This is a genomic window from Bradyrhizobium sp. 134 (assembly GCF_023074155.1).
Taxonomy (GTDB): Bacteria; Pseudomonadota; Alphaproteobacteria; order Rhizobiales; family Xanthobacteraceae; genus Bradyrhizobium.
Map to the genome: position 1 here is coordinate 216485 of NZ_JADPKX010000046.1, position 11632 is coordinate 228116.

General features: G+C 64.5%; 15 protein-coding genes. 8 read left to right on the forward strand and 7 right to left on the reverse strand.

What is annotated here, in order from left to right; all coding sequences use genetic code 11:
- The first annotated feature begins 105 nt into the window (after nucleotides 1-105).
- Nucleotides 106-471 (forward strand): nuclear transport factor 2 family protein, encoded by a 366-nt coding sequence (locus tag IVA75_RS18445; protein WP_027515278.1) that lies wholly within the window; start codon nucleotides 106-108, stop codon nucleotides 469-471.
- 63 nt (nucleotides 472-534) lie between these two features.
- Here IVA75_RS18445 and IVA75_RS18450 read toward each other — a convergent pair whose 3' ends face one another.
- The gene (locus IVA75_RS18450; protein WP_247283166.1) at nucleotides 535-1875 is read right to left on the reverse strand and encodes a histidine kinase; all 1341 of its coding nucleotides are present in this window, start codon (nucleotides 1873-1875) and stop codon (nucleotides 535-537) included.
- A gap of 85 nt (nucleotides 1876-1960) precedes the next feature.
- On the opposite strand from IVA75_RS18450, the gene IVA75_RS18455 reads away from it, so the two are divergent.
- On the forward strand, nucleotides 1961-2605 hold the full coding sequence (locus IVA75_RS18455) for a response regulator transcription factor (protein ID WP_008541266.1): 645 nt from the start codon (nucleotides 1961-1963) through the stop codon (nucleotides 2603-2605).
- Nucleotides 2606-2671: 66 nt separating this feature from the next.
- Here the strand turns inward: IVA75_RS18455 and IVA75_RS18460 are convergent, their stop codons facing one another.
- The gene (locus tag IVA75_RS18460; protein ID WP_247283167.1) at nucleotides 2672-2920 is read right to left on the reverse strand and encodes a hypothetical protein; all 249 of its coding nucleotides are present in this window, start codon (nucleotides 2918-2920) and stop codon (nucleotides 2672-2674) included.
- 240 nt (nucleotides 2921-3160) lie between these two features.
- On the opposite strand from IVA75_RS18460, the gene thrC reads away from it, so the two are divergent.
- The 4 genes from thrC to IVA75_RS18480 all read left to right on the forward strand — a co-directional run bounded on the left by thrC (nucleotide 3161) and on the right by IVA75_RS18480 (nucleotide 7272).
- Complete coding sequence (gene thrC / locus IVA75_RS18465; protein WP_247283169.1) at nucleotides 3161-4579, forward strand: threonine synthase; 1419 nt, start codon at nucleotides 3161-3163, stop codon at nucleotides 4577-4579.
- Nucleotides 4576-5865, forward strand: coding sequence for a pitrilysin family protein (locus tag IVA75_RS18470; RefSeq protein WP_247283171.1), 1290 nt, complete (start codon nucleotides 4576-4578; stop codon nucleotides 5863-5865). The genes thrC and IVA75_RS18470 overlap by 4 nt, the downstream gene beginning before the upstream one ends.
- Before the next feature lie 40 nt (nucleotides 5866-5905).
- A complete protein-coding gene (locus tag IVA75_RS18475) occupies nucleotides 5906-6493 on the forward strand; it encodes a GNAT family protein (protein ID WP_007605081.1) in 588 nt (195 codons plus the stop codon).
- A 122-nt stretch (nucleotides 6494-6615) separates the two neighbouring features.
- Entirely contained in the window at nucleotides 6616-7272 is a 657-nt protein-coding gene (locus tag IVA75_RS18480; protein WP_027570042.1) for a hypothetical protein, read from the forward strand.
- Between the two features lie 126 nt (nucleotides 7273-7398).
- On the opposite strand, the gene IVA75_RS18485 is transcribed toward IVA75_RS18480, so the two are convergent.
- The 5 genes from IVA75_RS18485 to IVA75_RS18505 form a co-directional block, all read right to left on the reverse strand.
- The gene (locus IVA75_RS18485; RefSeq protein WP_027570043.1) at nucleotides 7399-7884 is read right to left on the reverse strand and encodes an ATP F0F1 synthase subunit B; all 486 of its coding nucleotides are present in this window, start codon (nucleotides 7882-7884) and stop codon (nucleotides 7399-7401) included.
- Nucleotides 7885-7889: 5 nt separating this feature from the next.
- Nucleotides 7890-8453 (reverse strand): ATP synthase subunit B, encoded by a 564-nt coding sequence (locus IVA75_RS18490; RefSeq protein ID WP_027570044.1) that lies wholly within the window; start codon nucleotides 8451-8453, stop codon nucleotides 7890-7892.
- A 60-nt stretch (nucleotides 8454-8513) separates the two neighbouring features.
- Nucleotides 8514-8744 carry a F0F1 ATP synthase subunit C gene (locus tag IVA75_RS18495; protein ID WP_007599451.1) on the reverse strand — a complete coding sequence of 77 codons (231 nt, stop codon included), beginning with the start codon at nucleotides 8742-8744 and terminating at the stop codon, nucleotides 8514-8516.
- A gap of 52 nt (nucleotides 8745-8796) precedes the next feature.
- Nucleotides 8797-9546: a F0F1 ATP synthase subunit A gene (locus IVA75_RS18500; RefSeq protein ID WP_018459993.1), complete on the reverse strand. Its 750-nt coding sequence runs from the start codon at nucleotides 9544-9546 to the stop codon at nucleotides 8797-8799.
- Between the two features lie 114 nt (nucleotides 9547-9660).
- A complete protein-coding gene (locus IVA75_RS18505; RefSeq protein ID WP_007599457.1) occupies nucleotides 9661-10035 on the reverse strand; it encodes an AtpZ/AtpI family protein in 375 nt (124 codons plus the stop codon).
- A 399-nt stretch (nucleotides 10036-10434) separates the two neighbouring features.
- On the opposite strand from IVA75_RS18505, the gene IVA75_RS18510 reads away from it, so the two are divergent.
- On the forward strand, nucleotides 10435-10971 hold the full coding sequence (locus IVA75_RS18510) for a hypothetical protein (RefSeq protein ID WP_247283173.1): 537 nt from the start codon (nucleotides 10435-10437) through the stop codon (nucleotides 10969-10971).
- Nucleotides 10972-11093: 122 nt separating this feature from the next.
- Nucleotides 11094-11564 (forward strand): secondary thiamine-phosphate synthase enzyme YjbQ, encoded by a 471-nt coding sequence (locus tag IVA75_RS18515; protein ID WP_247283175.1) that lies wholly within the window; start codon nucleotides 11094-11096, stop codon nucleotides 11562-11564.
- Nucleotides 11565-11632: the final 68 nt, after the last annotated feature.

Below are 11632 nucleotides of genomic sequence, written 5' to 3' on the forward strand. Positions count from 1 at the left end.
ATCCACCTAGGGAACCCGGTATCGCCCGGGGTTTACCATTCAGCGCACATTCACGAGTGTGGTCCTAAGCCGCCATCGTTTTTTCGCGGCAGACAGGATTGCAGCGTGAGCGATTTCGACCAGATGGGAATTGTCGTCGACTGGGTGGATGCCTGCAGGAAGGGCGACCTCGCGACGCTTCTCGACCTCTATGCGGACGATGCCCAGGTCGAATGCACGTGCAACGGCACGCAGCACTATCGCGGCCGGAGCGAGCTCGAAGCCTATTGGCAGCCGCGGCTCAGCGCTTTCTCGTCGGCCGGTTTCGGGCTGGAGGAAATCCATCCTGCGCCCCACGGCATCGATCTCGAATATTCCGTCGCCGGCGCGCTGCGCATCCGCGCCTCGTTTTGCTTCAGCCCGGACGGCAAGATCCGCGCCACGCTGTGCGAACCGGCGCGACAGAACGCGCAGCTTGGCTGTGCTTGCTAGAGACTCCAGATTCTTGTTTTGACGCGTTTTCTTCACGCGAACCGGTATCCACTTCGCGAAACGCTAGCCGGTGACCGGCGCCTCGCGCGCCGGTCCGGCGGGCAGGCGGCAGCGCACATAGGTCCGGTCGTCCACGCGCAGCAGTGACAGCGATCCGCTGAGTGCGCGCACGCGCTCATGCATGCCGGTCAGGCCGCGACCGAACAAATTGCCTTCGGGGAAGCCGCCACCGTCGTCGGAAATCTCGATGACGACCGCCTCGCCGGCGAAGGTCGCCTGCACATGGGCATTGCTGGCGCCGGCATGACGCAACACGTTGGTCAGCGCCTCCTGAATCACGCGATAGACGGTTTGAGCCAGCGGCCCGTCGATCGCGTTGAGATCCGGATCAATCGTGTCCGTCAGGTCGAGTGACGGCGCCTGCTTGCGGAAATTCCGGAGCAGCGTCTGCACGGTGGTCTCCAGACCCAATTCCTCGATGTAGAGCGGTCGCAACCGGTCGAGGATGCGGCGGTTGGTCTGCTGGAGCGCCTCGACCGATTGCAACACATCCTGCGCCGAACTGCCGGGATTTCCCGCCGGGGGCGAGGCGTCGGCCAATGCGATCGTGCCGGCGCGGATGCTGAACAGCAGCGGACCGAGTTCGTCGTGCAGTTCGCGCGCGAGATCGCGCCGCTCGTCGTCCTGGAGCGACACCAGGCGGTGCAGCAGGTCGCGATTGTCCTGGCTCAATTGCGCCAGCGTTTCGGCCAGCGCGTTGGCCTCCTCGCAGCTTTGCCGGATTTCCGGCGGTCCTCCGACCGGGATCGGCGTGGCGTAGTCGCCGCGCCGCATCCGCGTGAGCCCTTCGCCGAGATCTTGCAGCGGGCGCAGGGCCGATCCTGCGAAAACATAGGCAATGGTGCCGGTGAGCACCATCAGCACGGCAACGAGGCTGGTCAGCGCGAGAAAGCCGATCCATTTCTCGAACAGGTCGGCCGACAGGTCCGGCCGGAAGACGAGATCGCCGACACGCTTGTCGCCGATCGTCACCGGAGCTGCCGCCTCCATGTCCGGAATGGTGAGCAGGTCGACAAACCATTGCGGGACGCCATGCGGCTTGCGCGGGCCGTCCCTCGCTGAGGACGCGGGACCCATCTCCGCGGCACGGAATTGGATATCAGAGGAGTTGTCCAGAGAATGGACAAAGGCGTCGAGCGTCTGCCGCGGATTGTTCGAGGTGCGCAGGGCGTTGTTGAGCGCGGCGGCAACGGTCTGGATCGAACGCCGCCCCGGCTCGTTCTCGTCCGCCAATTGGTCGGTCGCGAAGATCTGGAGCAGCACGCCGCTCATGATCAGCGCGGCGAGGAAGCTCAGGCCGAGCGGCAGAAACAGTTGGGTTCGGAACGAGAGGCGTTGCCACATTAGGTCAATTCTAACGCGCATCGGTCGGATTTGCTCTTTCCATTTGTTCCCGTCGGTTTATGAGTCGAAAAACTAGAGAGTTACAATGCAAGATACTGCTAAGCCGGCGACCCGCGTCCTGATTGTCGACGACCATCCCGTGGTCCTGTCCGGTTGCCGCACCCTGTTCGCCTCCGACCATTCGATCCGGATCGACGAGGCGACCGACGCCAAATCCGGGCATCGCGCCTATGTCAGCAAGCGGCCCGACGTCACTGTGATCGACATCAGCCTGCCCGACGTCTCCGGCTTTGAACTGATGCGGCGCATTCGCAAGGACGATCCCGACGCCAAGATCATCATGTTCAGCATGAACGACGATCCGGCCTTCGTGGTGCGGGCGGTCGAGCTGGGCGCGCAGGGCTACGTCTCCAAGGGCGACGATCCCCGGATCCTGCTCAAGGCGGTGCGCAAGGTCGTTGCAGGCGACAATTTCATCTCACCGCAGCTCGCGGAAGCCGTGACGTTTTCCGGCGCGGCGATCAAGGCCAATCCCGCCTCGCAGATGACGCCGCGGGAGCTCGAGATTCTCCGCCTGCTGGGGCGAGGCGACAAGATCGTCGAGGTCGCCGAGGCGCTCGGTATCTCTTACAAGACCGTCGCCAACACCACCTCCCTGCTCAAGCAGAAGCTCGGTGCCAAGAACCATTCCGACCTGATCCGGATCGCGGTGGAAATCGGGATGAACTGACGCCCGGGGCGCCGAACCGGCTGCTCCAGGATGCTGCCGGTTCGGCGGGCGGACCGGTCTCGGCGCTCAGCCGGGCAATGCATGGATAGCGCCGACACCATCCGCCGACACAATGAGCGCAGCCGTCGTTCGTTCCCGAACCGTCTGTCGCTCGGGATATAATGGCAATGTGCGATGCGATGCCGCTGGCGAATGCTTGTCCGAGCCGAAACCTGTCGGGAAAAACAGGAACATTTTCTCACACATCCCGTTTTGTCCCTTGACGATGTCGTGACAGCCGACGAAAGCTTGCGCGAACAGTTTTTGCGGGTCCATGACCCCAAGAGGCCAAACCGGTCTGCACACAACGACAGACCTTCCAAGAGAGGGCTGCGGCATTGCCGCAGCCCTTTTTGTTGGCAGCCTTTTTCCTTGGATGGCCCCAGCCGCGAAGCGGTTTCCTGATGCCGCAAAACACTTTATGGTGGCTCAAAGCCTCTGGCTGTTGACAAGTAATTTCGTAAAATCAAAGGCTTGCGGATCGAGCCCAGGCTCGGCCGGCCTTTGGAGGGCAGTTTGACTCGTTATATCTCGACCCGGGGCGAGGCCCCCGAACTCGGCTTCTGCGATGTGATGCTGACCGGGCTCGCCCGCGACGGTGGCCTGTATGTGCCGGCCACCTGGCCGCAACTCTCGACTGACGCCATCGCCGGCTTCTTCGGTCGTCCCTATTGGGAGGTCGCGGTCGAGGTGATCCGCCCCTTCGTCGCCGGCGAGATCTCGGACGCCGAGCTCGGCCGCATGGCGAACGAGGCCTACGCCACTTTCCGCCATCCGGCGGTGGTGCCGCTGCGCCAGATGGCGCCGCACCAGTTCGTGCTGGAGCTGTTCCACGGTCCGACGCTCGCTTTCAAGGACGTGGCGATGCAGCTGATCTCGCGGCTGATGGACCACGTGCTCGCCAAGCGCGGCCAGCGCACCACCATCGTGGTCGCGACCTCGGGCGACACCGGCGGTGCTGCAGTCGACGCGTTCGCAGGGCTCGAAAATGTCGATCTCATCGTGCTATTCCCGCATGGCCGCATCTCCGAGGTGCAGCGGCGGATGATGACGACGACGGGCGCGGCCAACGTCCATGCGCTCGCCGTCGAGGGCAATTTCGACGATTGCCAGGCCCTCGTGAAGGCAATGTTCAACAACCATCGCTTCCGCGATGCGACGTCGCTGTCCGGCGTCAATTCCATCAATTGGGCGCGGATCGTCGCCCAAGTGGTCTATTATTTCACCTCCGCCGTTGCCGCCGGTGCACCCGCGCGCGCGGTGGACTTCGTCGTGCCGACCGGCAATTTCGGCGACATCTTCGCCGGCTATGTCGCCAAGCGCATGGGTCTTCCGGTGCGGACCCTGGGCATCGCCGCCAACGTCAACGACATCCTGGCGCGCACGCTGAAGACCGGGATCTACGAGGTGCGGGAGGTCCACGCGACGGCGTCGCCGTCGATGGACATCCAGATCTCCTCGAATTTCGAGCGGCTGCTGTTCGAGGCTGGCGGCCGCGATGCTGCCGGCGTGCGCCGTCTGATGGATTCGCTGAAGCAGTCCGGCCGCTTCGTGCTGCCCGATGCGACGCTGGCCGCGATCCGCGAGGGATTCGACGCGGGCCGGGCCGACGAGACCGAGACCGCGGCCGCGATCCGCGCCGCCTGGCGCGAGGCGGGCGAGCTGGTCGATCCCCATACCGCGGTCGCGCTTGCGGTCGCCGACCGCGACACCACGGACAGGACGGTTCCCAGCATCGTGCTGTCCACCGCCCATCCGGCCAAATTCCCCGATGCGGTCGAAGCGGCCTGCGGCCAGCGGCCGCAACTGCCGGCCTGGCTCGATGGCCTGATGACCAAATCCGAACACATGAAGGTGATGAAGAACGACCAGGCCGAGGTCGAGCGGTTCGTGCTGTCGGTCAGCCGCGCCGCGAAACAGGGAGTTGCCGGATGAGCGTCGAGATTTCCAAGCTTGCGTCCGGCCTGACTGTCGTCACCGACAAGATGCCCCATCTCGAGACTGCGGCGCTCGGCGTCTGGGCCGGCGTCGGCGGGCGCGACGAGAAGCCCAACGAGCACGGCATCTCGCATCTTCTGGAACATATGGCGTTCAAGGGCACGACGAAGCGCTCCTCGCGCGAGATCGTCGAGGAGATCGAGGCGGTCGGCGGCGACCTCAACGCCGGCACCTCGACCGAGACCACGTCCTATTATGCACGGGTGCTGAAGGCCGACGTGCCGCTCGCGCTCGACGTGCTCGCCGACATCCTGGCCAACCCGGCCTTCGAGCCCGACGAGCTCGAGCGCGAGAAGAACGTCATCGTGCAGGAGATCGGCGCGGCGCAGGACACGCCTGACGACGTCGTGTTCGAGCATCTCAACGAGCTCTGCTATCCCGACCAGCCGATGGGCCGCTCGCTGCTCGGCACTGCGAAGACCTTGCGTGCCTTCAGCCGCGACTCGCTGCGCGACTATCTGTCGACGCATTACCGCGGGCCAGACATGGTGGTGGCGGCAGCCGGGGCGGTCGATCACAAGCAGGTGGTCGCCGAGGTCGAGCAGCGCTTTGCCAGTTTTGAGGGGACGGCGGGTCCCAAGCCGCAAGCCGCGCAGTTCGGCAAGGGCGGCACCAAGGTGGTGCATCGCGAACTCGAGCAGGCGCATCTGACGCTGGCGCTGGAGGGCGTGCCGCAGACCGATCTGTCGCTGTTCTCGCTCCAGGTCTTCACCAACATCCTCGGCGGCGGGATGTCGTCGCGGCTGTTCCAGGAGGTGCGTGAGAAGCGCGGTCTCTGTTACTCGATCTACTCGTTCCACGCGCCCTATACCGACACCGGCTTCTTCGGCCTCTACACCGGCACCGATCCGGCCGATGCGCCCGAGATGATGGAGGTCGTGGTCGACATCATGAATGATTCGGTCGAGACCCTGACCGAGGTCGAGATCGCGCGGGCCAAGGCGCAGATGAAGGCGGGGCTGCTGATGGCGCTGGAGAGCTGCTCGTCCCGCGCCGAGCAGCTCGCCCGGCATGTGCTGGCCTATGGCCGGCCCCAGACGGCCGAGGAGCTGGTGGCCCGGATCGACGCTGTCAGCGTCGAATCGACCCGTGATGCGGCGCGTGCGCTGCTTTCGCGCAGCCGCCCTGCGGTTGTCGCATTGGGCAGTGGCAGGGGTCTGGACACGGCGGTGTCTTTTGCGGAAGGATTGACCCGGGCACGCGCCAAGGCGCGGCTGCATTAGGAGCCGCGCACGGGTTGATCCGCCCCCGGGAAGCATCACCATGGCCCTCTTTCGCCTGCCATCCAGTGGACCCGCCGCTCTCGCGCCGCGCGGCAACGGCCTGTTGCTACGCGCGCCGCAGATGTCGGACTTCCTGCAGTGGGCCCATCTGCGCGAGTCCAGCCGCGATTACCTGACGCCCTGGGAGCCGATCTGGCCGTCGGACGATCTCACGCGCTCCGGCTTCCGCCGTCGCCTGCGCCGCTATTCCGAGGACATCGCCGCGGACCGGTCCTATCCCTTTCTGATCTTCCGGGAGCTCGACGGCGCCATGGTCGGCGGCATCACGCTCGCCAATGTCCGCCGCGGCATCGTCCAGGCCGGCACCATCGGCTATTGGGTCGGCAAGCCCCACGCCCAGCGCGGCTACATGACGGCCGCGCTGCGGGTGCTGCTGCCAACGCTGTTCGGCGAGCTCAATCTGCACCGGGTCGAGGCCGCCTGCATCCCGACCAATGCGCCGTCGATCCGGGTGCTGGAGAAGTGCGGTTTCTCCCGCGAGGGGCTGGCGCGCCGCTATCTCTGCATTAACGGGATATGGCAGGACCATTTGCTGTTCGGCCTGCTGCACGAGGATTTCCGCGGCTGAGCCCGCTTATCCATGTGACCAAAGTCTGCTTGTTTGCTGCCTTGGGTTCGCCGGTTTTGACGATATAACGGCGCAGCCCGGCCGGTGATCGGCCGTGATGTCGTCATGGAGTTTGGGTGTTGATGGTGCAGGAGCTTCGGTCACCGCGGAATGCGTTGCGGCGGGGGGCAGCGGTCGCGCTGGTGTTGTCAGTTGCGCTCGTCTCCGTCTCGCCAGTCGCGGCGCAGTCGCTGACCGATCGATTCAAGGGCCTGTTCGGCGGCAAGTCGGACGAGCCGGCCCAACCCAAGCCGGCGCCTGCACCGGGACAGCCGGCGGCTGATGACGATCTTGATTGCCCGCAGGTCACGGTGCGTGCCGGAGCCTCCACCTACGCGGTCGGTGCCACCGGCAAACCGGCCGTCGGCAACGAGATCCGCTTCCAGGCCACCATCACCAAGATGGCGCGCGAATGCACCCGCAATGGCGGCGACATCACGGCCCGGATCGGCATCCAGGGTCGCGTCATTGCCGGTCCCGCCGGGGCGCCAGCGAGCGTCGAGGTGCCGCTGCGCGTCGCCGTGGTGCATGGCGGCATCGGCGAGAAGGTGATCGCTTCCAAGGCCTACCGGACCACGGTCGGAATGTCGGAGGGCGGCAGCGTCCCCTTCACCTTCGTGGCCGAGGATCTGGTCTATCCGATGCCTTCGGCCAAGGACGCCGATAGCTACATCTTCTATGTCGGCTTCGATCCGCAGGCGCTGTCACCCGAGCCTAAGGCGCGGGCGAAGAAGAAGTAGCGAATGATTTTGCAAGTGACCGTCATGCCCGGGACAAGCCCGGCCATGACGACGAGAAAGCAAACTATCAAACAAAAAAGCCGGCGCTCATGGCGCCGGCTTTCTTGATTGGTGAAGGCGAGGCCCTCAGTTCAGCTTCTGCCGAACCTCGGTGATGCCCTTGGCGAGCAGATCGTCGGCGACCTGGCCCCTGACCGACTGCGACAGGATCGTGGAGGCGGCCTGGACGGCGGCTTCCGCGGCTGCGGCGCGAACATCGGCCACTGCCTGGGCCTCGGCGAGCGCGATCTTGCCCTCCGCGGTCTTGGTGCGGCGAGCGACGAAATCTTCCACCTTGGCCTTGGCCTCGATTGCGATGCGCTCGGCTTCGCTCTTCGCGTTCGCGATGATGTCGGCGGCCTCGCGTTCGGCCGAGGCGGTGCGCGCCTTGTAGTCGGCGAGCACCTTGGCGGCTTCCTGCTTGAGGCGCGTCGCGTCGTCGAGCTCGGCCTTGATGCGATCGGCGCGATGGTCGAGCGCAGTCATGGCCTTCTTGAAGACCCCGAGATAGCCGAACACGACCATCAGGATCACGAAGGCGATGGCGACCCAGGTTTCAGGATCGAAGAACATATCGATTAACCCTTCAAGGACGCATCAACGGCGGCATTGACCAATGCCGCGTCCGGAACCACGCCGGTGAGCTGCTGCACGATGGTGCCTGCCGCATCGGCCGCGATGCCGCGGACGTTGCTCATGGCGGTCGCACGGGTCGAGGCGATGGTCTTCTCCGCCTCGGCGAGCTTGGCCGCCAGTTGCTCTTCCAGCGCCTTGCGCTCGGCGTCCGCCTGCGCATTCGCCTTGTCGCGGGATTCGTTGCCAATGGCCTGCGCGCGCGAGCGCGCCGAAGCAAGCTCGCTTTCATAGGCCTTCAGCGCCGCTTCGGACTGGTCCTTCAGCTTCTGCGCTTCGGCGAGGTCGCCCTCGATCTTGTTCTGACGCGCCTCGATCGCACCGCCGACGCGCGGCAGAGCGAGCTTGGACACGATCACGTAAAGCGCGACGAAGAAGATCGCGAGCGACACCAGCTGCGAAGCATAGGTGCCGCTCTCGAACGGCGGAAAGCCGCCACCGTGACCGCCTTCGGACCCGGTGTGGGCGCCCGCCGCCGGACCTTTTGCGCCGCCATGACTTTCAGCCATGGATTACTCCTGTTGCTGTCATGCGCGTCGCTTCGGTCGAAGCGGCGCGAAAAATCGTCCTCAGAGCGGAACGAACAGCAGCAGCAGCGCGATCAGCAGCGAGAAAATGCCGAGCGCTTCGGTCACGGCGAAGCCGAAGATCAGATTGCCGAACTGGCCCTGAGCGGCCGAGGGGTTGCGAACGGCTGCGGCGAGGTAGTTGCCGAAGATCACGCCGACGCCGACGCCCGCGCCGCCCATGCCGATGCATGCGATGCCCGCGCCGATAAGTTTTGCTGCTGCCGGATCCATTTTAGACTCCTTGGAAGAAAGATTGGGTTTTGGGTGGAATTCCCCGGACCGCTCAGTGTCCCGGATGAATGGCGTCGTTGAGGTAGATGCAGGTCAGGATCGCAAACACATAGGCTTGCAGGAACGCGACCAGAATTTCGAGAGCGTACAGCGCGACCGTGAGCGCCAGCGGCAGCACGCCGCCGACCCAGCCAAGGGCGCCGAGCGAGAAGCCGAGCATGGCGACGAAGCCCGCGAACACCTTCAGCGCGATGTGGCCGGCCAGCATGTTGGCGAAGAGACGGACGCTGTGGGAGACCGGCCGCAGGAAGAACGACAGGATCTCGATGAACATCACCAAGGGCAGGATGTAGCCGGGGACGCCGTGCGGCACGAAGATCGAGAAGAATTTCAGGCCGTTCTTGGCAATGCCGTAGATCAGGACCGTGAAGAAGACCAGCAGCGCCAGAGCGGCGGTGACGATCAGATGGCTCGAGATCGTGAAGGTGTAGGGGATGATGCCGACCAGGTTCGAAACGCAGATGAACATGAACAGCGAGAAGATCAGCGGAAAGAACTTCATGCCTTCCGCGCCGGCCGTCGAGCGGATGGTCGAGGCCACGAACTCGTAGGAGATTTCGGCGACCGACTGCAGGCGCCCGGGAACCAGTTGCGTGCCGCTGGCGAGCATCAGGATCGAGATGATCGCGACCGCCACCAGCATGTAGAGCGACGAATTGGTGAAGGCGATCGTGTGGTTGCCGATATGGCCCAGGGTGAAGAGAGGCTCGATGTTGAACTGGTGGATCGGATCGATTTTCATCAGCGCGGCATCTCTTGGTCTGCCGGGCGATGCCGGCGGGTCTCGGTCTGCCGGTCGGGCCCGGCCCGTACCGGCACGAGCCGGCACGGTCATTCCTCTCCTGGTGTGGATCGCTTAAGAACCACCGCGCCTGTTTTGACCCGCGCCTGCCGTTCTCACCACATTCACCACGCCGGCGACGAAGCCCAGCAGCAGGAACACGATAAATCCGAAAGGCGACGTCGACAGCAAGCGGTCGAAACCCCAGCCAATCCCCGCTCCGACAACGACCCCGGCGACCAACTCGGAGGATAACCGGAAACCAAGCGCCATCGCCGAGGCTCTGGCCGCTCTGTCCTCACCGTCACCTGCGGGTTGCTCGGTCTTGACGTGGCGGCCGCGAAATTCGGACAACCGCTGATCAAGATTTCCGAGCCGATCGGAAAGCGCAGCTTCCTCGGGCGATCTATCGCGATCTCCATTCTCGCCGTGTCCCGTGCCCTGTGTCATGCAACGAAGACCCGAAACGCCGCGGCTGAATGGAAATTACGCCCGCCACCCTCAAAAGCCGCGCGGACCATACTGATGGCCCATAATCAAGTCAAGCCAAGTCACGATTGTGTCCATTCCAGTTATGTGACTGATTTATTTGACAATATTGGCGCAAGCGGCAGCGCTGCACACAGCGTGACGCCGCACCGCAGCAGGTCTCCGCTTGATCGGCGGACGCAGTCGCCATTTCGCGCGGCTGCCAGGATCAAAGGGGGCGCCGTGATCGTTCATATCAGAGGCGCGTTTTGAGCGGCGGATCTCCTCGCCGGGGTGTAGAATTTGCAAGAAGTGCCACCCTTATGAGTGCCACCTTTATGAGCGCCATCTTTGGACGTGCTACCGGTGGCGGAGAACGCGATGAGACCAGCGAATTCATCCACAGCATCATGGCTTGCGGCGGCGGCGTTCGCGGCGGTGATGGCGGTCAGCACCGGCGGCCTCGCCGCGCAATCCGCGCCCGACGGCGAAAACGGCCGCTACAGCATGACCCCCATTCCCGAGGGCGTGCTGCGGCTCGACAGCCGCACCGGCACCGTGTCGACCTGCACCCGCAGCGGCGCCGGCTGGGCCTGCTACGCGGTGCCCGATGAACGTACCGCGCTCGACGCCGAGATCGGCAGGCTCCAGGCCGAAGTCGAGACGCTGAAGGGACGGCTCGCGGCGGGTCCGACCGTCTCGGGCAAGATCGACGAGGCGCTGCCGAAGACCGATCCGCTCAAGAAGGCGGAGCCGCAAGCACGAGAACCAAAGGCCGCCGAGGGCGAGCGCAGGATCGAGATCCCGCTGCCGAGCGACAAGGACGTCGATCGCGTGATGTCGTTCCTGGAAAGGGCCTGGCGCCGGCTGATCGACATGGCCGATCGCGTGCAGAAGGACGTGTCGGGGAAGATTTAGCGCGCGGCGAGATGCCGTAGGGTAGGCAAAGGCGCGACGCGCCGTGCCCACCATCTATCCGACTATGCAGGGTGGGCACGCTTTGCTCACCCTACGGCAGCTTTCGATCAGGCGAGACTTTCATGACATCAGCCAAATCCATCACGCGCTCGGCGCCATCGTCGGTGCAGGCCACCACCCTCACATCGTCGCTGTTGACCGTGCAGACGCCGGGCCGCGGCTTCACCGACCTCACGGGCGAAGCTGCGAAGTTCGTTGCCGAGGCAGGCGCGCGAGATGGCGCGTTGACGCTGTTCGTCCGTCACACCTCGGCATCGCTGACGATCCAGGAGAACGCCGACCCTTCCGTGCTCGTGGATCTCACCACGGCATTGTCCCGGCTCGCGCCGGAGAACGCCGGCTGGACGCATGATGCCGAGGGACCGGACGACATGCCGGCGCACGTCAAGACAATGCTGACCCAGGCTTCGCTTCATGTGCCGGTCCTGAGCGGCAAGCTCGCGCTCGGCACCTGGCAGGCGATCTACCTGATCGAGCACCGCAAGCGCCCGCACCGACGCGAAATCGTGCTGCAATTCATCGGCAATCCGTAGAGCGTTTTCGAGCGAAGTGGATACCGGTTCGCGTCAAGAAAACGCGTCAAAACAAAGAATTTGGAGAT